This is a genomic window from Shewanella sp. GutCb, assembly GCF_002836135.1.
Lineage (GTDB): Bacteria > Pseudomonadota > Gammaproteobacteria > Enterobacterales > Shewanellaceae > Shewanella.
The window spans coordinates 62042-87786 of sequence record NZ_PJBL01000029.1 but is presented as its reverse complement, the minus strand read 5'-3'; the positions used below and the strand labels follow the sequence as shown (position 1 = coordinate 87786).

Below are 25745 nucleotides of genomic sequence, written 5' to 3'. Positions count from 1 at the left end.
TCTATTCATGGATCTGTAAGCCTACCAAAGAGAAGGACTAAAGATGAAGTTGCAGCAACTTAGATATATTGCAGAGGTGGTTAACCATAACCTCAATGTTTCTGCGACCGCGGAAAACCTCTATACTTCTCAACCTGGTATTAGTAAGCAAGTGCGTATGCTTGAAGATGAACTGGGTATTCAAATTTTTGGCCGTAGTGGTAAGCATTTAACCCATGTTACGCCTGCTGGTCTGCAGGTGATTAGCATCGCTAATGACATTCTGGGTAAAGTAGAAAGCATTAAGAAAGTGGCAGAGGAATACACTAAGCCTGATCAAGGTGAATTGAATATTGCCACCACAGATACTCAAGCCCGTTATGCTTTACCGCATATTATTCAAGGATTTATTGATCGCTACCCTAAGGTTAACCTGCATATGCATCAAGGCACACCATCACAGATCAGTGAATTGGCTGCCCGTGGTGATGCAGATTTTGCCATTGCCACTGAAGCGATGCACCTTTATAGCGATCTTATTATGTTGCCGTGTTATCACTGGAACCGCTCAATAGTGGTAACCCGTGATCACCCGTTAGCCTCTAGAAGCCATATCAGCATTGAAGATCTCGGTCGTTTCCCATTAGTCACTTATGTATTTGGTTTTGATCGCGCCTCAGAGATTGAAAAGTCATTTAACCGCGCAGGTCTTGAGCCACGTGTTGTCTTTAGTGCAACCAGTGCCGATGTGCTTAAAACGTATGTTAGATTAGGTTTAGGTGTTGGTGTGATTGCTTCAATGGCAATAGACGAGCATATGGATAAAGATTTAGTCGCTATTGATGCAAGCCACCTGTTTGCTCACAGTACCACCAAGATTGGCTTCAGAAAGGGTAATTTCTTAAGAACTTACATGTACGACTTTATTGAGCATTTTGCACCTCATTTAACTCGTACGGTTGTCGAAAAAGCCGTCGGTTTGCGGGATGCACAGCAGATTGAAGCGATGTTTGAAGATATGCAACTGCCAGTCAGGTAGTTAAGCTCAATGACGAACCGTCATTGAGTCAACAGCGTTCAATAGCCCATAAAAAAACCTCGCAATAGCGAGGTTTTTTTATGGAAAGAGTGTGAATTAACACTCTACGATATTAACAGCCAAGCCACCTTTAGCGGTTTCTTTATACTTGCTACGCATATCTTTACCGGTATCCATCATCGTCTTGATGACTTTGTCTAGAGACACTTTGTGGTTACCATCTCCGCGCATTGCCATGCGCGAAGCGTTAATGGCTTTAACTGCGCCCATTGCGTTACGTTCAATGCAGGGAACTTGTACTAAACCACCGACAGGATCGCACGTTAAGCCCAAGTTATGCTCCATGCCGATTTCAGCGGCATTTTCAACATGCTCTATAGTACCGCCCATGATCTCAGTTAACGCAGCTGCGGCCATTGAACAAGCCACACCGACTTCGCCTTGGCAGCCGACTTCAGCACCTGAGATTGATGCGTTCTTTTTGTAAAGAATACCAATAGCAGCTGCAGTAAGCAGGTAACGACAACAAACGTCCATATCCACTTCTTGCACGAACATATCGTAATAGCTAAGGACGGCTGGAATGATGCCTGCTGCGCCGTTTGTGGGAGCGGTGACAACGCGATCGCCAGCCGCATTTTGCTCATTGACTGAAAGCGCAAATAAGTCTACCCAGTCCATGGCAGTAAAAGGATCTACCACGCTTTTACCTTCCGCTTTTAAGCGACGATAAAGCGATGGCGCACGGCGTCTTAGCTTTAATCCACCGGGCAAGATACCCTCTTTTTGGTAACCACGTTCAACACAGGACTTCATGGTTTGCCAAATTTCCCACAGCTGTTTCTGTATGGCGTCAGAGTCATTGATACTGAGCTCATTAGCCATCATTAATGATGAAATACTAAAGCCGTTTTCGGTACAGAGTTCAAGAAGTTGTTGAGCTGACTCAAAATCATAAGGAGCAGATTTGATGGGGGTAGCTGGAGAGGCATCTTGGGCTTTGATTTCATCTTCATCCAAAATAAAGCCACCACCAACAGAGTAGTAGGTACGCTCATAGATGCATTTCCCGTCAGTATAAGCATAAAGGGTCATGGCATTAGCATGAGCGGGTAGGCTTTTACGTCGATGGTAGGTGACACCGTTTGCACGAGAAAATTTCACTTCACGGCCATCACTCAACAATAGCTTTTCATTATTGCTAACATTTTCTAAAATAGCGTCAATCTTATCGGTATCAACGGTATCAGGTGCTTCTCCCATCAAGCCGAGTATAACGGCTTTACCGGTGCCATGGCCTTTACCTGTTTGACCTAATGAACCGAACAGCTCTGAACGTAACTCATCAATCGTTTCAAAAAGACCTTGTTTGGTGAGATCTTTAATAAATATGTTACCCGCTTTCATCGGGCCTACAGTATGTGAACTTGATGGGCCAATGCCTATCTTGAACATGTCGAATACACTAATCATGCTAAACCTTTATTGTTCTAGTTATACCCAATATCACTAAGATCATTACCGTGTGGTTAATTGAACATATGGTTGTATATGTCGATTAATCAGCGTAAAAAACTTATGCTTAATGTTAATCTTAGTTGCTTGAATTAATTGGTGTAAAAAGTATCCCATACTTTTTCTTTTTATATAGCATTAGTTTTTTTTAATTTAGTTATAAAGCATTAGAAAAACTAATTTTGGTGTGGCATGTGTAATTTGTAATGTCACGTTTAGCTTTACGCGAATAAAGCATTATTTAACAATGATATGGGTTGTTATTCTTGAACCTTTTTTGCGTTTTTTTGCTCCTTTTTTTGCATGGGTACTACCCTTAATGAATTTTTAGAGGTCATATGAGTTATTTGATGTTAGATGTTGAGTCAACATTTTTAAGTGATGATGAAGCAAAACAACTATCCCACCCAATGATTGGTGGCCTTATCTTGTTTAGCCGTAACTATGCCGATCGCAACCAATTGATACTGCTCATTCAGTCTATAAGGGCTGTTCGTGCTGATATTTTAATTGCGGTCGACCAAGAGGGGGGGCGGGTACAACGTTTTAGAGACGATTTCACCATATTACCCGCAATGGGCGATATATTACCTGCGGCTAAAGGCGATCTCAGACTGGCAAGCGCTTGGGCGACAGAGCTTGGATTTTTAATGGCAATAGAGCTACTCGCAATCGATATCGATTTGAGCTTTGCCCCTGTGCTTGATCTCAATGGTGTTAGCCAAGTGATTGGCAAGCGTAGTTTTAGTGATAATAAAGCTGAGGTCGAATTACTCGCAAATGCATTTATTACTGGAATGGAGCAAGCTGGAATGGCAAGTGTGGGTAAGCATTTTCCAGGGCATGGCAGTGTCGAGGCTGATTCGCACATCGCTAAACCAGTTGACTTAAGATCAAAAGAGGCTATTTTTGCTAATGACATGCAGCCGTTTAAACAGCTGATAGCGAAGGAACGACTGCAAGGGATCATGCCTGCACATGTTATTTATCCTAATGTTGATGCAAACCCCGCTGGCTTCTCTACTTTTTGGCTGCAAGATGTGCTGCGTAAAGAACTTGGGTTTAACGGCGTGATCTTCTCTGATGACCTAGGGATGAAAGGAGCCGCTGTTGCTGGAGGCTATTGTGCGCGGGCGCAGGCTGCCATTGATGCAGGTTGCAACATGATATTGGTCTGTAACGACAGTTTAGGCGCTACCGAAGTACTCCATGGTGTTAAATGGCCTAAGCAAGAGCAAGAGATCACTGCTAACCAGTTAAAACCTAATTTGTTGGTTGTGGCGAATGCACTGCAAGATAATGAACGTTGGGAAAAAGCGAAGGCAATTGCTGCTAAAGTTTTAAAAAATTGATGCAGCGCAACGAACTCTATCGCTTAGCTTGTTAGGTTAGCTCTTATTAATATACTCGCATAGACAGAGGAGCGTTATATGATCCTGTATTTACATGGGTTTGATGCAACCAGCCCCGGTAATCACGATAAAATGCGTCAACTGCAATTTATTGACGAAGATGTGCGTTTGGTTAGTTACAGTACGCAGCATCCTAGAAATGATATGCAGTATTTATTGAATGAAGTTAGCAAACATATTATTGCTTCAGATGATCCATCACCACTCATTATTGGTGTTGGTTTAGGGGCTTTTTGGGCGGAAAGGATAGGATTTTTAAACAAGATTAAGTCGGTATTGATTAATCCTAACCTCGCCCCACAACATAATATGGTTAACAGAATAGACAGGCCCGAAGAGTACACCGATATTGCCAATAAATGTGTCACTGATTTCCGCGAGCTAAACCGTCAAAAAGCACTTTGTATTTTATCGCGAAATGATGAAGTTAATGATAACGATGCTACTGCTAATCAATTACAAGATTATTACGATATCGTATGGGATGAAGAACAGAGCCACAAGTTTACTTCGCTTGCTGCGCGGTTAAATAGGATCAAGGCTTTTAAAGCTGGTTAAGCTATTTTATCGATAGGTGATTGTAATCCACTAAAGCCATTTGAATTTAGTGGATTTATGTGTCTGCACAACTTTGCTCAATGGTGAACTATAGGCTAAGTTGTTAAAAGCAGCCTAAGCCTTGCGCTGGGTGAATGAGTGGTTAGCAGCAAACATTATTCTCTCTACATAGACTGATATTACGGAGTGGGTGTTAATTATGAAGCGCGTCATTATTAAGATCACTGGAAAGGTTCAAGGTGTCTCTTTTCGTCAAAAAACATTGCTTCAAGCGACGACACTGGGTCTAACCGGTTATGTGAGTAATATTGCTGATGGCTCAGTTCAAGTGCTTGCACAAGGTAGCTACCCTGCAGTTGATAAGTTGATTAATTGGTGTCAAAGCGGCGCACCGCTAGCCAAAGTCGATAGGGTTTATGTTGAAGATGACGAGGCAGATGATATCTACCTCGACTTTTCTATTGTGCAGTTGTAGTGAGCGATACCCAACACGTTGGGGAATATATTCGCTTTAAAAGCGGTTTGCTTCACTGGTGCTACTGATACGATTCGTCATATCAATCTCAGTTTGCGCGGTAGGTTGTTCCATTTTTCGGATCTGAATGATCATTCCCATCTTCGGGTGGTCAAAGTAATGCACTTCGTCGCTTCTAACGCGCCTATTTTGATTCATAGGAATCGAATACAAAAAGGGAGTTGTTACAGATCCAGTTTCCGCTGTGAGGTTATCACTGCTAAAACTTTCTGGGTCGTGATAAGCCAAGGTAACCGTTTTCTCACCCTCCTGACGTAAATTAAATGCAGTTTCTATGAACAGATAATGTTCAAGATAGATGTTAAGGGTCCCATCTAGCTTCCATACTGGTTTTTTGGTATCAGCTAATAAACCACTGCTCATAAAATCAAACTGTGGCAATTCGTCGTTCAAATTACTGAGCTGCAGTGGTTGTCCATTTTGCTCATAATCCTTGGAGTAATCATTTCCTGAATATAATTTAACGGGAATGGCTTTGTTTCTTGGAAGCATGGATTGCTGCCATGTCATATGCAGTAGGCTTTTATTGCCTTTCTCTCGTTTTAATGTCGCGATAATGTCTTTAAATTGGCTTTGGCTTTCTGCCAATAAAACAGCGCCATCGCCTAAATAAGCGGTCGCGGGTTTAGGTGCTGCAATCAGCATCGGGATGTCTGCTACCGATTTAACTTGGTTATTTGAGTTAAGCTGCTCATTACAATTTAGGCTGTCAGTTGCCCAATCCGCAGAGGTACAGCCATTAAGCCCCATATTAACTGCGGTTAAATCAGTACTCACCATCGGGGTAATAAAATCGACAGTTTTACGTTGACGTGAGTTAATGACTTCATCTGGCCATTGCTCAGTTGTAGGCGCGTTGTGCTCATATAGGTAGATCTCGACTTCAAACCAGCGCTCTTCTTGGGCAAAGGCTGTTGTCGACAGACTAGAAATAACGCTAGCAGCGAGGGCGATTATTAACTTATTTGTTGATAGTCTAAACACGATTATTCTCCAATGCGATGTTGAGACAACTGCTCAAGTAACAGTTTTATGAGTGCTAGCCTATCTTTGGCTGATTCTGATGGCATGCTGAATTTTAGCTTATTGGGGCCATCCATTCGATATATTTGCGGCTGGTTCTGTAATAAACCAATAATAAAGGTGGGATCCACTTTATTATTGTCGCCAAATTCTATGCTACCACCTTTTGCATGCATTTCGATCTTTCGAAGACCCAGTTGCGTAGCAAGGTGCTTATAGAGTGTTAGCGCCATTAGGTTCTTAGTGGGCTCGGGCAACATACCGAAACGGTCAATAAACTCAACTTTTAATTCATCGACGGCTTTCTCTGTTTTACAGTTAGCGATGCGTTTGTATAGCGAAAGACGCATATTAACATCACTGACATAATCTTCAGGTAATAGGGCTGGGATCCGCAACTCGATTTCACTTTGTTGACGCAGCATCTGATCGAGAGACGGTTCTTTACCGTCTTTGAGCATCTTAACGGCCTCTTCAAGCATCTCCATATAAAGGGTGAAACCTATCTTAGAGATATGACCACTTTGCTCGTCACCGAGCAATTCGCCTGCGCCGCGGATCTCTAAATCCTGGGTTGCCAACATAAATCCAGCACCAAGATCTTCGAGTGCGCCAATGGCTTCTAATCGCTTACGCGCATCTTTAGTCATGCTTTTAGGATGTGGTGTCATCAAATAGGCATATGCTTGGTGATGCGAGCGACCAACACGGCCTCGCAATTGATGCAGCTGCGCTAAACCAAACTTGTCTGCTCGTTCAATTACAATGGTGTTTGCTGATGGAACATCAATACCGGTTTCAATAATCGTGGTACAGACTAATACATTAAAGCGTTGATGATAAAAATCAGACATCACTCGCTCGAGTTCGCGTTCACGCATCTGTCCGTGTGCAGTTACAACACGTGCTTCGGGTAGCAGCTCACTTATTTCTGCAGCCCTTTTTTCAATCGTTTCCACGCTATTATGTAAGAAATAGACTTGGCCACCACGTAAAATCTCACGAAGGAGCGCTTCTCTAATCGTAGCTTCATCATATTCACGGATAAAGGTTTTTACGGCTAAACGCTTGGCGGGGGGGGTGGCGATAATCGACAAGTCACGCATGCCTGACATCGCCATGTTTAATGTGCGTGGGATCGGCGTGGCGGTAAGGGTAAGGATATCGACATTGGCACGCAGTGCCTTAATCTTCTCTTTTTGTCGCACGCCAAAACGGTGCTCTTCGTCAATAACCAGTAAGCCTAAGTTCTCGAACTTAGCCTCTGATTGCAACAGCTTGTGAGTACCTATCACAATATCCACTTTGCCATTGGTTAAGTCTTTCATGACCTGGGTTTGTTCTTTGGCTGTTTTGAAACGTGACATAACCTCTATCTTAAAAGGCCAATCAGCAAAACGGTCTTGGAAATTTTCGAAATGTTGTTGTGCAAGTAGAGTCGTTGGGACCAGAATAGCCACTTGTTTACCGTCATTAACGGCCACAAATGCGGCGCGCATCGCCACTTCTGTTTTACCGAAACCCACATCGCCACAGACTAATCTGTCCATTGCCATGGGAGTGCGCATATCTTCTATAACTGCTGATATCGCAGTTTCTTGATCGACGGTTTCTTCAAACGGGAAGCTACCGGCAAATTGTGCGTACTCTTCTTGGTCAATATGACAAGCCTCACCCGGCCTTGATTGCCTGCGGGCATAAACATCTAATAATTCAGCCGCGACGTCACGAATTTTTTCAATGGCTTTGCGTTTCGCTTTAGTCCAGCTTTCGTTGCCTAACTTATTGAGGTTTGCCTCTTCATCGGGGCCAACACTGTAGCGACTGATGAGGTGTAAAGAGGACACGGGAACATAAAGTTTGTCACCGCCAGAATACTCAAGCACGAGATATTCGGCAACAAGCCCACCGGTATCAAGTGTTTCTAGGCCTTGATAGCGCGCTACACCATGATCTAGATGGACTATTGGTTGGCCCACTTTTAGCTCAGCAAGGTTTTTAACCAGTGCATCACTACTGATCTGGCGTTGTTTGTCTCGACGGCGGCGCTGCGATATGCGTTGACCAAACAGCTCCGTTTCGCAAATTAAGCTGAATTTTCCACCGGTCTTTTTCTCAATCACACAACCTTGAGACAGGGGTGAAACAATCAGCCCTAATTTGGTTTTACTGGCAGCAAATTCGTTAAAGTGGCTAAATAGCGTTGGCTTTAGTTTTATCTTACCGAGCAGCTCTAAAAGGGCTTCACGGCGACCTTCTGATTCGGCACTGAATAACATCCTCTCGCCTAAGGCGGCATACTCTTCAAGGAGCAAAAGAGGTTGTTTCAGTTTATGATTTGCAGCTAGGTCAGGCAGTTTTAATGCTTTTGCCTCAATTGCGGTACCGGTAAAAGGCGCTGTCTTTAACTGAAATCTTGGCAATCCTTTAAAGGCGCTAAAGATCTGTTCTGTCAAAAGGTAAAGCTCTTGCGGGCTTAATAAAGGCCGCAGTGGATCCACGCGTCTATCTTCATAGCGAGTTTCAACTTCATGCAGATGAGCTTGGGTGGCAGTCTCAATATCACCGACAGTGATTAATTGCGTTTTTTCTGGCAAATAATCGAACAGACTCGCAGTGTCATCAAAAAACAACGGCAGGTAATTTTCTATTCCTGCGGGCATGGTCTTTTTACTGACCATTTGATAAATAGAGCCAGGTTCTTTGACGAGAACCTCAAATCGGCGACGATAACGCTGTCTAAAGCCTTCAATGGCAGCATTGTCAGTGGGAAACTCTTTCGCGGGCAGCAGTCGAATCGATGGTAGCTCGTGGCTAGAACGTTGGGTTTCTGGATCGAAATGTCGAATAGATTCGACTTCGTCATCAAATAGCTCAATACGAAATGGTTGATTTGATCCCATAGGGAAAATATCGATAATCGAACCACGAACCGCAAACTCACCGTGCTCGTATACTTGCTCAACACTGTGGTAACCAGTATTGATTAATTGCTCTCTAACATCATGCAGCTGGTAGTTATCGCCTTTCTCCAAAATAAGCACATTACCGCTCAAAAAGGATTTAGGGGGCAGCTTGACCATTAACGTGGTGATTGGCACTATGACTACGCTTTGCTGCGCTTGAGGGATCCTCGAAAGCGCTTCAAGACGTTGTGAGACTAAATCTTGATGGGGAGAGAAGCTGTCATAGGGGAGGGTTTCCCTGTCTGGAAATAGCCATATTGAAATTGCTGCTTCACTGAGCAAATAATTTAGCTCAGATTCTAGCGCAATGGCACTAGGCGTATCTGCGGTAACAACAAGTGTCACGTTCTGATGTTGCTTAGCAATATTAGCGATCGTAAGCGCTTGAGCAGCGCCACCAAGAGTACACAGCGTTTGTGCTAATTTAGCACTCTTGACTGCTGGTGGAGTCAATACGGAAAAAGCATTCATTAAGGGCGAGGAAACGAGTCCAATAACAGCAAAGTTGCTTGGTATTGTAGTGGCTTGCCGTCGCTCTGGCCAGTTAAAACTGGTTTTAGATTACAGGGCTATCTTTCGTAATTTTAGTTGTTTCTGTTGTAGGCTTAAGCTGGCTTTTACCAGCTGTTCCACATCAGCGTCTTGAATGACACTAAAAGCTAATTCAATGCTAAAGGCCTGCGGCGCTTCTTCTGCTTCATTGGTTATCAATGAACAGCTTTGCACTGTCGCGAAACAGATCAGGGCGACTAGCTCCTCTTTGATATTCAAGCTAACTTTAAACTGGCTACCAACTGTTATCGCTTCATTGGTGGTTAATCTAATTGAGCTGCCCCCAAAATGACTGCCGATATAGTAGTCGCCTTCATACTCCTCTTTACCGATAACGTGTTGTAAAACCATATCAATTTTTCGAGATTGTAATTTCAAGAATTCAACAACGGTTTTGGCATCATCATCAAGGTGTCGCAACTGCAACAGGCAGTCAGACTCGAGTACTTTAATATCACTGATAAGTTGTAGGCTCGGCGGTAGCATAAAACTCAGCTGTTCCACTGACGGGAGAGGTTGGCCGCTGTCCCAAGCTTGTAAATAGACATCAAAAGCATGATTAATACTAAAATAGGCGGTAGAGTCATTTAACAATGGTTTTGCCTCTTGTCTTTAGGGGGCTAATACCCCTATTATCATGCGCATCTTTATGATTTAGCAAGGTTAGAGGCGTAATTGCTTCTCCTTTTGTATTTCTAGAGTATCTCTGAGCAGTATTGTTTGAAATGAGAGAGGTTATTATCTTTTTATTATCAATCGTATTGGCACCAGAATTGAGTTGACTTTATTTGGGTTTTTTTAATGAATTTTTCATTATCATTTTATATTGGCTACCGTTATTGGCGAGCAAGAAAAGCCAATGCTTTTGCATCGTTTATTACCATATTCTCTGTTTCAGGCATTTTGCTTGGAGTGGCTGCACTTATTGTTGTTAGCTCCGTGATGAATGGTCTTGAAGGGCAGCTTAAAAAGCGCATTTTAGGTGCCGTGCCGCAACTAACGATTCATTCTCCCGTACCGTTAGAACATTGGCAGCAAGATGTGACTCAGTTGTCAGCCTTAAAAGGGGTGCAGGGCGCCGCGCCGAGTGTGTCGACTCAAGCGATGCTGCAATCGGCCTCTAATATTGGCGCAGCGCAAATCTACGGTGTATACCCAGAACAGGAAAAAAATCTGCTTAGCCTTACGCGCAATACCTATGCAGGTAACTTCGACGCGCTGCTCTCTGGCAAGTATCAAATTATATTGGGCGCTGAGCTGGCACGTAAACTTGATGTGGTTGTCGGTAATAAAATACGAGTCCTGAGCGGAGATGGCGTGGTCTATACGCCGTTAGGTCCGGTGCCAAGCCAGCGAAAGTTCACCGTGGCGGGTGTATTTGAAATGGGGTCTCAAGTTGATGCTAGCGTCGCTTATATCCATCATGACGATGCACAGCGCTTAATGCGCCAAAAAGCCGGTGAAGTAAAACAGTTACGTGTTTATCTTGATGATCCCTTCAATGCCGCAAAAATTGCCCCGAGCGTGGTGGATTATTTTTCCCACACAGTGACCACCACAGATTGGCATGACACTTATGGTCACCTGTTTGGCGCCGTTAAAATGGAAAAGAACATGATGTCATTAATGCTTAGCCTTATTATTGCGGTCGCCGCGTTTAATATCGTCTCTGCGTTAGTGATGATGGTTGTGGATAAAACTACTGATGTTGCCGTGTTAAAAACCCAGGGCTTATCGACGGCTAATGTGATGGGGATCTTTATGATCCAAGGCTCGCTTAATGCCATCATAGGCTTGATTACTGGGGTGGCAACGGGGGCGTTATTAACCCTTAATTTAAATGAGATCACTAATGCGTTAGGGATCTCTATTCTTGGCGCAGGTCAGAATTTGCCAGTACAGCTCGACTTTAATCAATTGAGCTCGATAGTCATAGGCACACTTGTCATTACCCTATTAGCCACCATTTACCCGGCGCTAAGAGCCGCGAATGTTCAGCCAGCGAGTGCCCTTAGACATGAATAGTGAGTTAACAATGAATTCAGAATTATTGCTAAAAGTGAGCAATGTGAGTAAGCGTTACAACGATGGTTCAGTCGAAACCCAAGTGTTGCATAGCGTTGATTTAGAGGTCTACAAGGGTGAACAACTTGCGATAGTTGGCAGCTCTGGATCAGGTAAAAGCACACTGCTGCATATTATGGGTACCTTAGATCGGCCGACAAGTGGCAATGTGACGATGCTCGATGAAGATCTCTACCAACTGTCTAACAAGCGCCAAGCTCAAGTGCGCAATAATAATATTGGTTTTATCTATCAGTTCCATCATCTGTTACCTGAATTTAGTGCATTGGAAAATGTATCAATGCCAGCATTAATACAGGGTAAAACACGCAAAGAGGTGGAAGGTAAAGCGACCGCTTTACTTGAGCGAGTGGGGTTAGGCCATCGTCTCGCACACACTCCTGCGGAGTTGTCTGGCGGGGAACGCCAGCGCGTCGCTATCGCTAGAGCCTTGATTAACGATCCCAAATTGGTGCTTGCTGATGAACCTACCGGTAACCTTGACGCTAATAGTGGTGAGGCCGTCTACGAATTGATCACTGAACTCGCCGCCCAATTAGGCACAGCATTTGTGGTGGTCACTCATGATCAACAACTTGCTGCGAGAATGGATAGACAGTTACACATGAAAGATGGCTACTTGGTGAATGCTGAGGAGCTCACTGGATGAAAAGCCTGTTAGCGATGCGGATAGGGTGGCGCTTTTATTTAGCCCGTCAGTCAAACCGTTTTATCAACTTTATCTCTTTTGCCTCTACTGCGGGTATTGCACTCGGAGTCGCGGTACTGATTATCGTATTATCGGCGATGAATGGCTTTGAGAAGGAGTTAGAGGAGCGACTTTTAGGGGTCGTTTCTCATGGTGAGTTAGTCGGTGTGAATGAGCCAATACATGATTGGCAGGCCGTTGTGGCGGATGCTGATAAAGTCCCTGGAATTGTTGCAGCGGCTCCTTTTGTACGGATGCAAGGTCTGGTGCAAAAGCCGGGTGGTTTTCAAGGGGTAACGGTTCAGGGGATAGATATAGAGCAAGAAGCGAAAGTATCAAATATTCGTCACTTCATGTCTGAGCAGAGCTGGCAAAGTTTACAAGAAGCTAAGCACAATAATATCGTGCTTGGTAAAGGGCTGGCGAATAACCTCGGGATTGAGATTGGTCAATCTATTAGCTTATATATGCCTAACAATAATAACTCGTCTCAAAATAAAATAGCCGCCGCTAAAAGTCACCGCTTTGTGGTCTCTGGTATTTTTGAACTTGGGGGCGAGCTAGATACAACCACCGCATATGTGCCTATGGATTATGCGGCTAAGTTGTTAAAGTTAGAACAAGGTGTTTCCGGTGTGCGTATTAAGGTCAAAAATGTTTTCGATGCGCCGATGTTGATCCGTGACCTCGGTTATAGCCAAAAGCAATATGTTTATATTTCGGACTGGACTCGAACTCAAGGACATTTATATCAAGATATACAATTGGTTAGAATGGTGATGTATCTTGTGTTGGCTTTAGTTATTGCTGTGGCATGTTTTAATATCGTGTCGACACTTGTGATGGCGGTGCGAGATAAGCAGTCTGAAATCGCTATCTTGTTAACCATGGGCATGAAAAAGACCTCGGTGATGCTGATATTTATCGTGCAGGGCGCACTCAATGGCATTTTGGGCTGCATCATAGGATCTATTGTAGGGGTGACAATTGCGCTCAACCTCAGCGATATTGCCAAAGGGATAGAATCGGTATTAGGTATTCAACTGTTGTCGGCAGATGTGTACTTTATTGATTTTCTACCGTCACAATTAGTGGTTAACGATGTGATTACGGTCGTGTCTCTCGCTTTTGTGATGAGCCTCATCGCAACGCTTTATCCCGCGTGGAAAGCCAGCCAAACACCGCCAGCAAGTGCATTAGCAGGCCGCTAGAGGGACTGTTTTTAACGACTCATTCAGGCGCTTTATAGTGCTTTGGTATTAGAGTGATCGCGAGTGCGGTCACTGCCTCTCTTCGGTAAACCTTACCTAAACCTTACGTTAATCTTACCCTACATTTAGGGTTAGCTAACTTCCCATACTTGATGGGCGTTGCAGTGTGTTTTTGCGTCCTCATTTATTCCGCTGTAGATGTACTTGACTCGCGTTTACTCAACCTTTTTCATCATTGTTGTTGCAGTCTAATTATCCTTATAAAGTGCTATTTTTTCGTTGGAATTGCTGTGCTAGTTTTTTAGTACTCCCATTTCAAAGGTCGTTTGATGCCTTTATGGCAGGGCATGGAAGCCTTGATTTGGTTAATTGTAAAAGCATGGAGCAATGACAATGAACGCAAAACCAGATTTAGAACAATTAGACATGAGCGTGCAACAGCTATCGTCAGTTGTGGCAGATTTAGAGAAGCAGTGTCCTGTAGCTGATAAAGGATTATCAGTTAGCTCAGCGCAAGGTTGCCCAGTCGCTAAATGTAGCCAAGCTATACCTTCAACTCGTCAGTGCGCGGTTAATCATCCGATAGCATCGCCTTTTGTACCTGATTATAATATTCCGTTGTTGGCGCCGGGTGGTGGCGATCAAAAGCCGGATGTTCTTGAAAAGTTAGGCCCGTTAGCCGATCTCGTTGGCACCTGGGTTAGCCAGCGATTTAGTGGCTTTAACGTGATGCCTATCCCTCAAGTCACAGCACCGAATGGCTTTATTTTAAAGAACTTTAATTATTATGAAGTTATTACTTTCAGCGCAATCTCTGGCAAAGTTGCAAACCGAGGAGGTCAGTACGAACAAGACTCATACACCTTGTTCTATGAGCAAAGAGTGTTTTTTGCTGATGGGCCTCAGATGGATGACTTAGTGCATGCTGAAAATGGTTCTTGGTTGCACCAAGTGTCGGCGCAGCAAGGTCAAAACGAAGTCAATACCGCGCCCTTCATTCCTACACCTCCAGCGCCAAATCCCATTCCAACGCAAAATCCGTTAACTGAAATCGTAAAGCAGGTCTCGGTTCCTCATGGAAACTCAATTTTAGCCTTAGGCGGAGTGACTAGATCTTACTGTGCTCCAACTATTCCCGTTGCAAACTGCTTGCCTATCGCTGCTCCAGACGCATTTAGCGCCGCCTATGGTCCAAATATTGCGACCAACCCAAGCATCAATCCCAATGCGGTGCTTGATAGTGCACTACTGAAATTAGCGGATAAAGGGGTGAGCGTTGCGAGTACGACGGCGCTAACAGTTGACAGTGATAATCATGGCGCTATCGCCAATACGCCATTTATGAAGAGTCACTCAGATGTATCGCGATTTACCACCACCTATTGGATAGAGCACTTATCAACCGGTCATCTACAACTGCAATATACGCAAAACATCACATTAGATCTGCCCGTCGGTGACAAGACCTATAAGTTTCCGCATATCACGGCAAACACCTTGACCAAAGTTCAGTAACCTATTTGACCGATTTTTAATCCACTTTCTGTTGTTAAAGATCGAGAACACATTTGATTCCTTGGGCGTTGTTGGCTCTGGCGTCAAAAAGCGTTCTCGAGTCGTGACAGCTATAGAAACACGACTCGAGGCGTTCACCTGTCTCAAAATGCTTATTTCGGGGCAATCTGTTAGCAATATCTAAGCTATTAATTTAGTTTCAAGGAATGAAAAATGAGTGATAAAACGATAAAGGATCTGCAGCTTCAGGTGACGGAGCTAACGTCCAAAGTGAAAGAATTAGAAGTTCACTATCACAACATCACAGCGGCGGATAAATGCCAAGTCTGTGCTACGACAGAATGCGTGGTATGCGATGGTGGTCAGGCGGTTCGTAAGTGTGACAATTGTTTGCCTTGCACTATCAACTTATGTAATCCGGGCATAGTCAGTTTTTGTGTACAGTGTGCTCAGCCAGCAATTAAGTGTGAAACGTGCGCTCCTGGACCTATTTACTACTGCGCTCCTTGTCAGCCGACAGTGCAATGTGTGACGTGTTATCCAAGCCCAGTTTCATACTGTGTTCAGTGCCAACCAACGCCATGTGCGACTGGATTACAGTGTTTGCCAGGTATTCCTACTGTGCATTGTGTGACTTGCTCGCCGAGTCCAGTCGCTTATTGTGCGCCCTGTGTACCAGAACCTGTGTATTACTGTGTGCCTTGTCAGCCCACAGTACAATGTGTGACCTGCTCGCCAAGTCCTATTGCTTATTGTGTGCAGTGTCAACCAACACCTTGTGCTACCGGTTTGCAATGCCTGACTTGTCAGCCCACGCTGCAGTGTGTGCCCTGTTCGCAGAGCCCGATTGCTTATTGCGTACAGTGTCAACCAACGCCTTGTGCTACTGGTTTGCAATGCCTGACTTGTCAGCCCACGCTGCAATGTGTGACCTGTTCGCCTAGCCCGGTTTCTTATTGCGTGCAGTGTCAACCCGCCACAAACTCACAATGTGTCACTTGCTTACCTTGTTACAGTCATCCACTGGCTCAATGCGTCACGTGTAGACCATGTGATCCAGGGTACCAGTGTGCCAGCTCGCCAGTGACATTCTGCTTATTGAGTGCCACTAGTTAATTTGGATTAATAACAAATGACCTAATAACGCTAGTTAATCACTAGGGTTATTGGGACTAAAGGAATATAAAATGAACACTCTTTTGTTATCACCAGCAGCCACCATTACACCGAATGCTCATGGTGTGTTATTACAATCGGATCTTGGCGACTTTCAACTGCATGGCAAAGATGTAAGTGAGTTTGTAACCGTTATTGTCCCTTTACTGCGAGGTGATAATACCGAGCAGGCTGTTTGTGACCAGCTTCCGAGTTATAGCCAAAGCAGTGTGCTGTCAATTATTGCTTTACTAAAGCAACATGGATTAGTGGAGGAGGTGGAAGCTAATACCGACTTTAAACCGCCTTGGGCGATGCACGAGAGATTTATCAATGCATGGTCAAGCAGTCAGCATTCGGAAGTGGCGCTAAAGGACAAAAGATTACTGGTTATTGGACTCGAGCCTTGGTCTGTCAAAATGGTTGATGAACTGGCTTGTTCTGGCGTTGGGCATATTCATATTATTGATAATGAATTGATTTCGGCAGATGATATTCTTTGCCATCGTCCGTTCGGTGAGTCTAACCTTGGCTTATTGCGGGGAGAGGTATTAAAAGGCTTGCTACAGCAACAAGCGCCTTGGTGTAATGTGACGCTACAACCGTTAGAAAAAGGCGACTGCGGCATCCATATCGCGAGTGAGCCCATTTGGGATCTGGTGGTGGTGACTCTCAGCAAAGAAGCCAAGCATTGGCTTTATCAAATTTCTAAAACACTACATCATTTGGGTTTACCTGCACTCTACGGCAGTTTAGATGGATTGGAATCTTGGGTGGGACCGGCGGTTAATTTACCACAGCAGACAACGGCAATTGACGCATGCTGGAACTGTTTACGTTTACGACGATTAGGCACTGAAGTGGCACCTGATTTGGCGCACGAATTAGAAAAAACAGCTTATAAAAATCAGCAAACAAGCCGAGCTCGCAGCATGTTAACCTCGATGGCTGCGTTGACGGGTCACCAGTTATCAATGGAAGTGTTGAAGCTGCTAGTGGGTTACATTCAGAGCGATCTCGTGGGAAAAGTGAATGTACAGAATCTAGTGACCAATAAAGCAGAGCAGCATCAGATCATTCCTGTACCTTGGTGTAAGGTCTGCGGCTATGACCACGATACAGCGGCCGCTCATATCCATTCAATTAATGAGCGTCAACGGCAAGCTGCAAACATGCAAGTGGGGGCAATGAGTGCTGTTTCTGCACATCAAATTTCACAGGCCAATCCGCTAAATAGTGTCGGTACGGCTGAGGATGTCACCGATCTTTTTGAAGGTTGGATAGATGCTAAGACTGGCATTATCCGTCAGCTCACAGGACACTCTCCACAGCTTCCTGACTTTCCGATCACGGCATCGGCCAATGTGGCCAACTTTACGTCTGGCCACTTTGATCCCAGAGCCGCTGGACATGTTGGTTCCGGTAAAGGTTTAGACAGTGTGTCTGCGCATATCAGCGCTATCGGCGAAGCTATTGAACGATACTCTGCTGCAAGATACCGTCTGGAAGATTGCCATTACGCTTCAATTAGTCAGCTGACGGGAGAGTATTTAGATCCAAACGACTTAGTTCTATATTCAAAAAAACAATACCATACACCGCAGTTTCCGTTTTCTCGTTGGAATAAAAAACGAAAAATACACTGGAGTAAAGGCGTGTTTTTAGGGACTCAAACACCGGTATGGGTACCGTCATTAGTTAGCTATTTTAACTTTAGCTGTCCTTATGAAGAGCAGTTTAGCCAAGTGTCATCCAATGGGCTCGCGGCAGGACAAGATAATGACGATGCTGCAATTAGAGCAACATACGAGCTTATTGAACGAGATGCCATGATGCTCACTTGGTATGCCCAGCATCCGTGTAAACGACTTAAACTCGATGCTGTTAATCACGGAAAAATGCGGGTGATGCTGGATGAGTTAACGGCAATGGGAATGAGCTTAGAGCTCTACTTGCTCGACGTCGGTATTCATGTGCCAACGGTGGTTTGTCTCGCGTTTGGTGACGGGATACGAACACCTGCAGTTTCGGTTGCACTGGCTTGTCATGGAGACATTGCGGTCGCGATGAAAAAAGCACTACTTGAGCAAGGGCATGTCATGCCTTACTTGTGTTACCTGATGGGAACGGGCGCCAAAGTGCCACAGCATGTTGGTGAAGTACAAAGTCTAGAAGATCACGCGGCCTACTATTTTAAAATGAATAACAAGTCTGCTTTTGATTTCATGCGCCAAGCTGATGAACACTCGATTGATATTGATCAATGGCCATATCCCGTTGTGAAGGATGCGGCCGATCTAAATCAGAGGTTATGTAATGCCAATGTTGACGTTGCCATTGTCGATGTGACCTCTCCAGATGTTGCACTGAGTCCATTTAGGGTTGCCAGAGCGGTGGGAAAAAATATGCAGCCAATTCATTTTGGAGAGCAATTTAAACGGATTGATAACCCACGCTTGCAGCTGTTACTCAAGGGTAAGGTTGTCAATATGTACCCTCACCCTATTGCGTAGTGATTGATTATTTGCAGTTGCCGCTAAGTGACATCTTAATGCTAACAGCAGGTAACACGTCAGCGGCAGCCTAAAAACTAAATAACATCAAGGATGAACAAATGAATGTACTGGTATGTGGTACTAATTATGGCGCAACCTATATTCGCGCGTTGGCAACACAACCGCAAAACCTTACTTTGGCGGGAATATTATCTACGGGCAGCAAACGTTCAATTGAGTATGCGCAGCAAATGCAGGTACCGCATTTTACCCAAATAGAACAGATCCCGTCAGGCAGCATTGATATCGCTTGTATCGCGGTGTCCGGTGAGGCTGGGCAAAATTTGACCGTGCAGTGCCTTAATAAAGGCATTCATGTTTTGTGTGAACACCCTGTGGGCGAAGAGTTTGTGCGTTACGCGCTTAGTTTAGCGGCGCAAAAAGGCTGCCGTTTTCATGTTAATGCTCATTTTGCTGATCTTACTGCACCGCAAGCATTTTACAGTGCGATGGCAATAGCTATGCAGCAAGGTACTTGTCTACATTTCGACTTGAATGTTAATTTACGCACGTTATATTCTGGATTGGATTTGTTGGGAAGGGCTATTGGCTCATTGGCTAATATTGAACTCCAATCAGCACCACAAACAGCAGGCCAAGTAAGACAATTATTTGAAACTATATTACTGAAGGGCCCTGAGTTATCGGTATCAATCTTATGCCAAAACTTTGCGTCAGAGCATGATGATGGAAGTGCTACATTACTTAATCATCGTGTCAGCGCGACCTTTGTTCATGGTAATTTGTTACTTTGTGAAACCGCGGGGCCGGTTTATTGGTTCCCATCACCGGTTTCAATGCCTGCAGAGTCATGGCGCAGTTATCTACCTGTTCAAGTCGAGGCTAGCGATCAGTACCAGTTAATGCAGCAGCGAGATAATGCCAATATTACGGCATTAAATAAACTCATTGTCAGTATTGCAGAGCCCAGCGCTATAATTGAGCAGCAGCCTGAATACTTGCTGGGATTGTCGAGTTTATGGGGAAAAACAATGGCATTTTTACAGAAATAACGCCTCTGATTAGATGTTACTTTTGATGGTGTTCCTAACCTTTTTACGTCGTACTTTAACGGGTTATTTTTGATTTATAAGTATAAATAAGTTGGTCGGTGATTTGTAGATGATGTTGAAAGTCTGGATGGAAAAAGACTGGGATAGAATGCTAGAGATTGTATTAGTTCCATTTACTTTACTTGGGCTAAGTGTGTGGATAGAAGCTGAAATGTCGTCTTGGCAGGAAGATATTGCAGTTACACAAATGGTAGACAGTTATTTTGATGGCATTACAGACATATTATCTTCAGAAGGAGCTGAATTATCTCACTATGCGGCTATTGCTCGTAGTCGAGCCCTATTTTTTAGGTTGCAAGAGCTGGAACGGAAAGAGGAAATGATTAACGTACTGCGCTATCTTTCGGAGGCAAGTCCCGATATTTTACGTGGCAGTCCATTTGAACAGGATCAGCAAGCCTCTCAGTACTATATTGATTTTAGTTATTCAAATCTATCCAGTAGCGATATTCAAATTATGGAACTAGAAGATATGATTTTTATATCTTCAAACTTTGAGCAATCATCATTTTATAATTTTTCATGTGAAGCATGTAGTTTCACTGCATCATCATTTCGTAACGCTGATTTTTTAATGGTTAGTTTAGCAGGAAGTGACCTTACTGATGTTGATTTTACAGGGAGTAATATAGGTGAGGTGGATTTAGAAGGAGCCATTCTTGATTATGCTAAATGGAGCGATGGAAGAGTGTGCGTAAAAGGTTCTATCGGTATATGTAAATAACACATTAGCTAATGAATAAGGATAAGACGCGTGCTGTCGCATCCTTATTCATTGACAACGAGCTCCTTTAAGATCCAGTTGTCCATCAAGAATACGTTCGGTTTGCAGTGATGAAGAGGCTTGCCTTACTTTAGTCTGTATGGCCATTATAACTATGGGCAAGTACTTAATTTATCTAATATAAGTGCGTTGTATTTACTCTACTCCGTACACATTGGATTAGTGGCGGTTGCGTTATTCATTTCGTGATTCGGTATTTAACATAGGCATAGATGGATTGCATCTCTGACCTAATAAAAACGATAAGCATATGTGCCGCTGACCGTTTTATGCTCATTTAAACTATACGCTTATTACTTAAATTTAAAGGTAAATTAACAGTATTGACTTGACTGAAGTACCTGGGTAAGACCTTTTGATTGCTGCCATTGTAGATAAAGTTTCACCACTAATAGATCATCTTTTTTAGTGGGGCAGTTGTTTTTGTAAACCCGCGTAACTCGATTATTTCATCATTCTGAAAGAAAAATAAAATACCTGATGACAAGCTAACAGAGCTAACTCTGAGTTTGTATACTTTACCTTTATAGCTCCATATTTTATTTTTTAATAACTTTAAGCTTGGGACGATACTTTGCAATCCAACTTGTTGGCGTAACGTTAATTTGTATAATACTTTTTTCATTATATTCAGGACAAGAATTTAAATGGTTATTAATATCAGATGATGACGGTGAGATATAAAAACTTTTACGGACATAATATAAACCTATGCAAGAATTTAAAGATAGTAGCTATTATATATCAGCATTAAGTTACATGTTTAAGTAGCAGGGCATGAATTGCTTATGACGTTGTTAATAAAATCTTCCCTCACCGCTGTATTGATTCTGGTGGCGTTTGCGGGTCTTCCATTCCCTTGAATCGTAGGCTTTTAGACACATGCATCTATTGCTGCATGTGTCACGGAGCCTCAATGGATCGAAAAAGGAAAGACAAATTTAACTATCGACATGTTTATGAAGCTCGATAATATTAATTTATCTAATTAAATAAATTGAACTTTATCTTTTATTATATAGAATATGTACTTATTCTTTGTAACAATGGACTGTGCACAATGATAAGGGAACCCCTCAAAATAAGCCTATTTTTCATGACTTTATTGGCCTCAGTAACGAATATCCAAGCTGCTGAATTAGCTATTATCTCCGATTACAAACCCAACTGTATTGTTGATATATTAGCGCCTATATCACTCACAGTGAATACACCAAAATACCAGGATTTAGGACCGCCTGAGGAAAGTACAGCTTTTGCACTTATACTTCATCAATTACGTGAAGAAGCCACTGCACAAGGTGCTGACATAGTATTATTAACTAATGTCAAAAATAAAAAGATCACAATAGCAAAAAGAAAAACAAGTAAATCTAGCTTAATAATACACATTGAAGCGCAGTTATACACCGTATGTGAAGCCGATAAATCTTTTAGTCATGAGCGAACCGCTTATACGGCTGATGGTTACGAACTACAAACAATGAGCTACCAATATACAATCTCCCCCAATGTTATAAAGCCAACAGAACCGATAGTGGTTGCCAATAATATGGTTTTACCAGCTGCTAATATCTCTTTTGCAACGGGTGTGTATGACATAAAGTTGGGAGCGAGCACAGCCCAAACAGCCGAAAAGTTGGGTCCTCCAAGTATAACTCTCACACTTTTAAACCACGAACAAATATGGGGCTACGGACGTAACCTTTGGTTTACTTATTCAGCTGATAGGTTGAAATCTGTTAGCTCAGAGCTTTCGTTATTAAATAGTGCAGGCCAAAATAGTATCGGCTATAGAGATGGTTTTGATGATATTGAGTGGCAACTAGAGGGGATCATCGCTGCGCACAATAGCCCAATTGAGCAAGTAAGAGATTCGCTCTCGCAGTACGATATTAAAGAGAGTTCAGATCAAATAGTTATTACTCAAAAGCAACAACGCCTTATATTACAATTTGATGATTTTCACCCTACAACAAAAGACAAACCAGTGACTTTACTCACTCACTTCACGTTAACGGATAATGAATATGAGGCGAAAAAGCAAGCACTTCCTCAATTGACATCGGAACAAGAGCAATGGCTGTATAAGCACTTGCAACCTAATAATGTAGAGCTGATGACGCTACCAAACTTGCTTAAGCAGATCCCGCAAACCAATAAAATAAATATAGCGAGTGATGAGAAGCAGTGGTGGCTAGTCGGTAATCATGTTCTTTTACAATTTGATGATATTGAGCTCAGCCAAGCTCATATTAGTGAACCGTTTTTTACAGACAGTAAAAGCGATTCATTTTCATTGTCTGTAAAATCGCTGCAACTGCCTCAGGATAAACAAGGAATGTTAGCTTTATATGAAGACGCTATCGATAACAATGATGCAATTGATATCTTGCGGGAACATTTTAACCTCATCGCAAAATTTGAGTCAGAGGAAGATGATGCGGTAATTTATGATTTGTTTTTTACTTATTATTGACCCTCATTGAATTCAATAGTCGGTCCCGTATTCAGCGGTTCAGTTACAACATCAGTTAACAGAAAAGCGCCCTTGCAATGGCGCTTTTTCATTAATACGTTTAGTTATAAATGCGTGTTACTCAACTAAAGGCTCAGCTTTGTAATACCAATTAAGCAGTGCATGGTTAACGTCGCGGTGCTTCGCATCGTCAGAGCAAGGAGAGGACTGTTCGTCGATATCAAAAACGGCCAGTTCGCCATGCCTAGCTCTCACCATAACGTTCATGCCTTTGCTTCCACAATAGTCTGTAAACTAGCGCTCAGCTGCATAATTCTTTTGCAATCACATTAATGCCTTGAATAAATTAAATGATGATTGAAATTCAAAGGGGTGATGTTTATGCTTCGCAGCTCTCAATACAATATAAAGACCTTAAAAAATTAATGTATTGTCGCGCAAATAAAAGGAAAATTAATGAACTCTTCACAACACTACCCTATAGGCTCAACCGGACAGAAATGGAGCGATGCTGATAAGTTAGCTTGGCTTGCTATGCAGTCAGTAAAGCGCTCATATCAAGAGCAAGTACTGAGTAAAGTGCTGGCACTAGGGGAACAATTCACCCTAGAGCAATATGGTGCGCTGTCGTGTGATGAGGCTAAATATCCTTTGTATGCGCTAAAGAGTCATAACTGGCAGCCGACAAAACAGATTATTTTGGTCACCGGCGGCGTACATGGTTACGAGACGAGCGGTGTGCAAGGGGCTATTCGTTTTATGGAGACAAAAGCGCAAGCTTACGCTGAACATTTTAATATCGTACTCATTCCCTGTGTTAGCCCTTGGGGTTACGAGACTATTAACCGCTGGAACCCAGGTGCTATAGATCCAAATCGCTCATTTTATCAAGACAGCCCAGCAGAAGAGTCTGCGGCTGTACTGAACTACTTGGCATCAATTAATGCAGACATTTTTGCTCATATTGATTTGCATGAAACGACAGATACTGATAATAGCGAGTTTAGACCGGCGTTAGCCGCACGAGATGCCGTAGTGCATGATAATTGGAGTATCCCTGATGGGTTTTATCTCGTCGGTGACACCATTAACCCACAACCTGCTTTTCAAAAGGCGATGATTGCTGCAGTCGAACAAGTGACTCATATTGCTCCTGCTGATGACAGTGGCAAGCTGATTGGTGTTGAACTGGCACAGTTTGGTGTAATTAATTATGCCACCAAGGCATTGGGGCTGTGTGCTGGCTTAAGCGGTGCAACATATGTATCAACGACAGAAGTGTACCCAGATAGTCCACTGGTGGATGACGAGAACTGTATTATCGCTCAGGTTGCGGCGATCACCGGTGGTTTGGATTATTTGTTGACACTTTAACTACCATCGCCCCATTGTGATAATGGGGCGAATTTGATCTCTATTAAATGCCTATATATATAAATTACAGAGGGGAAAGTGTTGTTTTTGTTCCAGAAACGATATTAGTCACTACATATGTAATCTACTTTAAAATAATTCACATTCAATTCTAACGTCAATTCAAACAGAGAATCCACTAATTAAGCGCCTACTAAAGCTAGGAGGCTGCACTTCATATTTTGTTTAAAACATTCATTTCTAAATCATCAAGTTAACTAGTACTTCCGTACCTGAAGTTTTTCTTGATACCTTAATTTCTAGTCGTTAGGTTGGCTAAAGAGGTCAGATGTCTGACCTCGTAAAAGACTATTCAGACAATAACAATAGAGATAAAAAATGAAGATCTTTAATCAATTCACCTTAACCTTACTGGTGTTGGTCGCTATCAGCCCCTTTGCACATAGTGCAACAGGGATCGCATTTATACATGGAACCGGACATCAAACTGATGCTCTTTCTGATTATTGGAGTCGAGAATTTGTCGATACCGTTAGGCAGGGGATAACTGAACCGGACAATTATGTTGTTGTAAATTGTGATTTTGACCAATACATGTGGCAAGAATCTGCGGCTGGTTGCTTAGCAGAACAGTTGTCGAGCTTTATCAACACTAAACAGATCGATTCCCTGACGATGATCACCCACTCTAATGGTGGCAATGTTGTGCGTTGGATTCTTTCAAATCCAACTTGGGACAGTCGTTATCCCAAGATTATTAATGTTACCGAGCGCGTGGTGGCACTCGCTCCCTCAAGTGGAGGTACGCCATTGGCGGATGCGGTAAATCAAGGCAATGTTTTTGAAACCTCTCTAGGTTGGTTGTTAGGTTATGGCAGTGATGCAGTCAAGCAGCAACAAGTTAGTTGGATGCAGTACTACAACAACACTTGGTTGCATGGAACCTCAGGACGACCTAGTTTAAGTCGCCCCTTTGAGGTGGTGGTTGGTTCTGATGTAGATTCTGCTATTTGGGATGGTGACAGTTATTGTGCTGGCTACCAGTATCAAGTTGCATTAGAAACGACTCAAAACTGGTTGGATGATTGCTCTGATGGCTTTTTAGAATGTAGCTCTCAAAGTGCCGCAGGAACGGTTTGGTTTACTGACAAACAACGCACAGCAGGAAAAGAGCCGTTAAGCCACCAACAAAGTCGACGTGCTTGTTTTAACCTTCATCGTCTAATTCGCGATCATATATAGGAGCC

Annotated in this window: 19 protein-coding genes; 14 read left to right on the top strand and 5 right to left on the bottom strand. The window is 43.2% G+C overall.

What is annotated here, in order from left to right:
* Window positions 1-43: 43 nt before the first annotated feature.
* Complete coding sequence (gene cysB / locus CXF86_RS18140) at window positions 44-1018, top strand: HTH-type transcriptional regulator CysB (RefSeq protein WP_101089626.1); 975 nt, start codon at window positions 44-46, stop codon at window positions 1016-1018.
* 96 nt (window positions 1019-1114) lie between these two features.
* Here the strand turns inward: cysB and CXF86_RS18135 are convergent, their stop codons facing one another.
* Entirely contained in the window at window positions 1115-2491 is a 1377-nt protein-coding gene (locus CXF86_RS18135) for an L-serine ammonia-lyase (protein ID WP_101089627.1), read from the bottom strand.
* A gap of 380 nt (window positions 2492-2871) precedes the next feature.
* Here CXF86_RS18135 and nagZ point away from each other — a divergent pair, with 380 nt between their 5' ends.
* The 3 genes from nagZ to CXF86_RS18120 all read left to right on the top strand — a co-directional run bounded on the left by nagZ (window position 2872) and on the right by CXF86_RS18120 (window position 4978).
* On the top strand, window positions 2872-3885 hold the full coding sequence (gene nagZ, locus CXF86_RS18130) for a beta-N-acetylhexosaminidase (protein WP_102039690.1): 1014 nt from the start codon (window positions 2872-2874) through the stop codon (window positions 3883-3885).
* Window positions 3886-3963: 78 nt separating this feature from the next.
* Window positions 3964-4503 carry an alpha/beta hydrolase YcfP gene (gene ycfP, locus CXF86_RS18125; protein ID WP_102039689.1) on the top strand — a complete coding sequence of 180 codons (540 nt, stop codon included), beginning with the start codon at window positions 3964-3966 and terminating at the stop codon, window positions 4501-4503.
* 199 nt (window positions 4504-4702) lie between these two features.
* Window positions 4703-4978, top strand: a complete 276-nt coding sequence (locus CXF86_RS18120; protein ID WP_101089630.1) for an acylphosphatase — start codon at window positions 4703-4705, stop codon at window positions 4976-4978.
* A gap of 36 nt (window positions 4979-5014) precedes the next feature.
* Here the strand turns inward: CXF86_RS18120 and CXF86_RS18115 are convergent, their stop codons facing one another.
* The 3 genes from CXF86_RS18115 to CXF86_RS18105 all read right to left on the bottom strand — a co-directional run bounded on the left by CXF86_RS18115 (window position 5015) and on the right by CXF86_RS18105 (window position 10173).
* Window positions 5015-6022: a peptidoglycan binding protein CsiV gene (locus tag CXF86_RS18115; RefSeq protein WP_101089631.1), complete on the bottom strand. Its 1008-nt coding sequence runs from the start codon at window positions 6020-6022 to the stop codon at window positions 5015-5017.
* Between the two features lie 2 nt (window positions 6023-6024).
* On the bottom strand, window positions 6025-9498 hold the full coding sequence (gene mfd / locus CXF86_RS18110; protein ID WP_101089632.1) for a transcription-repair coupling factor: 3474 nt from the start codon (window positions 9496-9498) through the stop codon (window positions 6025-6027).
* A 90-nt stretch (window positions 9499-9588) separates the two neighbouring features.
* The gene (locus tag CXF86_RS18105) at window positions 9589-10173 is read right to left on the bottom strand and encodes a hypothetical protein (RefSeq protein ID WP_101089633.1); all 585 of its coding nucleotides are present in this window, start codon (window positions 10171-10173) and stop codon (window positions 9589-9591) included.
* 207 nt (window positions 10174-10380) lie between these two features.
* On the opposite strand from CXF86_RS18105, the gene CXF86_RS18100 reads away from it, so the two are divergent.
* The 8 genes from CXF86_RS18100 (at window position 10381) to CXF86_RS18060 (ending at window position 23124) form a co-directional block, all read left to right on the top strand.
* Window positions 10381-11604: a lipoprotein-releasing ABC transporter permease subunit gene (locus tag CXF86_RS18100; RefSeq protein WP_101089634.1), complete on the top strand. Its 1224-nt coding sequence runs from the start codon at window positions 10381-10383 to the stop codon at window positions 11602-11604.
* A 10-nt stretch (window positions 11605-11614) separates the two neighbouring features.
* Entirely contained in the window at window positions 11615-12313 is a 699-nt protein-coding gene (gene lolD, locus CXF86_RS18095; RefSeq protein ID WP_232775088.1) for a lipoprotein-releasing ABC transporter ATP-binding protein LolD, read from the top strand.
* Entirely contained in the window at window positions 12310-13563 is a 1254-nt protein-coding gene (gene lolE, locus CXF86_RS18090) for a lipoprotein-releasing ABC transporter permease subunit LolE (protein WP_101089636.1), read from the top strand. The genes lolD and lolE overlap by 4 nt, the downstream gene beginning before the upstream one ends.
* Before the next feature lie 393 nt (window positions 13564-13956).
* On the top strand, window positions 13957-15078 hold the full coding sequence (locus CXF86_RS18085) for a heme-binding protein (protein ID WP_102039688.1): 1122 nt from the start codon (window positions 13957-13959) through the stop codon (window positions 15076-15078).
* A gap of 1187 nt (window positions 15079-16265) precedes the next feature.
* Window positions 16266-18746 carry a TOMM precursor leader peptide-binding protein gene (locus CXF86_RS18080; RefSeq protein WP_102039687.1) on the top strand — a complete coding sequence of 827 codons (2481 nt, stop codon included), beginning with the start codon at window positions 16266-16268 and terminating at the stop codon, window positions 18744-18746.
* 101 nt (window positions 18747-18847) lie between these two features.
* Window positions 18848-19801 (top strand): Gfo/Idh/MocA family oxidoreductase, encoded by a 954-nt coding sequence (locus CXF86_RS18075; protein ID WP_102039686.1) that lies wholly within the window; start codon window positions 18848-18850, stop codon window positions 19799-19801.
* Window positions 19802-19928: 127 nt separating this feature from the next.
* Window positions 19929-20585: a pentapeptide repeat-containing protein gene (locus CXF86_RS18070; RefSeq protein ID WP_180961104.1), complete on the top strand. Its 657-nt coding sequence runs from the start codon at window positions 19929-19931 to the stop codon at window positions 20583-20585.
* 1120 nt (window positions 20586-21705) lie between these two features.
* The gene (locus CXF86_RS18060; protein WP_145992394.1) at window positions 21706-23124 is read left to right on the top strand and encodes a hypothetical protein; all 1419 of its coding nucleotides are present in this window, start codon (window positions 21706-21708) and stop codon (window positions 23122-23124) included.
* Window positions 23125-23241: 117 nt separating this feature from the next.
* On the opposite strand, the gene CXF86_RS22815 is transcribed toward CXF86_RS18060, so the two are convergent.
* Complete coding sequence (locus CXF86_RS22815; RefSeq protein WP_180961103.1) at window positions 23242-23391, bottom strand: hypothetical protein; 150 nt, start codon at window positions 23389-23391, stop codon at window positions 23242-23244.
* A gap of 189 nt (window positions 23392-23580) precedes the next feature.
* Between CXF86_RS22815 and CXF86_RS18055 the strand changes: the two genes are divergently transcribed.
* Together CXF86_RS18055 and CXF86_RS18050 are read left to right on the top strand one after the other, a co-directional pair.
* Window positions 23581-24498 carry a M14 family metallopeptidase gene (locus CXF86_RS18055; protein ID WP_102039682.1) on the top strand — a complete coding sequence of 306 codons (918 nt, stop codon included), beginning with the start codon at window positions 23581-23583 and terminating at the stop codon, window positions 24496-24498.
* A 378-nt stretch (window positions 24499-24876) separates the two neighbouring features.
* Entirely contained in the window at window positions 24877-25740 is an 864-nt protein-coding gene (locus tag CXF86_RS18050; RefSeq protein WP_101089644.1) for a hypothetical protein, read from the top strand.
* Window positions 25741-25745 lie beyond the last annotated feature (5 nt).

Excerpts from the sequence above, each read along its gene's own strand:
- cysB (WP_101089626.1), top strand. The coding sequence starts at position 44 with ATGAAGTTGCAGCAACTTAGATATATTGCAGAGGTGGTTAACCATAAC.
- CXF86_RS18135 (WP_101089627.1), bottom strand. The coding sequence starts at position 2,491 with ATGATTAGTGTATTCGACATGTTCAAGATAGGCATTGGCCCATCAAGT.
- nagZ (WP_102039690.1), top strand. The coding sequence starts at position 2,872 with ATGAGTTATTTGATGTTAGATGTTGAGTCAACATTTTTAAGTGATGAT.
- ycfP (WP_102039689.1), top strand. The coding sequence starts at position 3,964 with ATGATCCTGTATTTACATGGGTTTGATGCAACCAGCCCCGGTAATCAC.
- CXF86_RS18120 (WP_101089630.1), top strand. The coding sequence starts at position 4,703 with ATGAAGCGCGTCATTATTAAGATCACTGGAAAGGTTCAAGGTGTCTCT.
- mfd (WP_101089632.1), bottom strand. The coding sequence starts at position 9,498 with ATGAATGCTTTTTCCGTATTGACTCCACCAGCAGTCAAGAGTGCTAAA.
- CXF86_RS18100 (WP_101089634.1), top strand. The coding sequence starts at position 10,381 with ATGAATTTTTCATTATCATTTTATATTGGCTACCGTTATTGGCGAGCA.
- lolD (WP_232775088.1), top strand. The coding sequence starts at position 11,615 with ATGAATTCAGAATTATTGCTAAAAGTGAGCAATGTGAGTAAGCGTTAC.
- lolE (WP_101089636.1), top strand. The coding sequence starts at position 12,310 with ATGAAAAGCCTGTTAGCGATGCGGATAGGGTGGCGCTTTTATTTAGCC.
- CXF86_RS18085 (WP_102039688.1), top strand. The coding sequence starts at position 13,957 with ATGAACGCAAAACCAGATTTAGAACAATTAGACATGAGCGTGCAACAG.
- CXF86_RS18080 (WP_102039687.1), top strand. The coding sequence starts at position 16,266 with ATGAACACTCTTTTGTTATCACCAGCAGCCACCATTACACCGAATGCT.
- CXF86_RS18075 (WP_102039686.1), top strand. The coding sequence starts at position 18,848 with ATGAATGTACTGGTATGTGGTACTAATTATGGCGCAACCTATATTCGC.
- CXF86_RS18070 (WP_180961104.1), top strand. The coding sequence starts at position 19,929 with ATGGAAAAAGACTGGGATAGAATGCTAGAGATTGTATTAGTTCCATTT.
- CXF86_RS18060 (WP_145992394.1), top strand. The coding sequence starts at position 21,706 with ATGATAAGGGAACCCCTCAAAATAAGCCTATTTTTCATGACTTTATTG.
- CXF86_RS22815 (WP_180961103.1), bottom strand. The coding sequence starts at position 23,391 with ATGAACGTTATGGTGAGAGCTAGGCATGGCGAACTGGCCGTTTTTGAT.
- CXF86_RS18055 (WP_102039682.1), top strand. The coding sequence starts at position 23,581 with ATGAACTCTTCACAACACTACCCTATAGGCTCAACCGGACAGAAATGG.
- CXF86_RS18050 (WP_101089644.1), top strand. The coding sequence starts at position 24,877 with ATGAAGATCTTTAATCAATTCACCTTAACCTTACTGGTGTTGGTCGCT.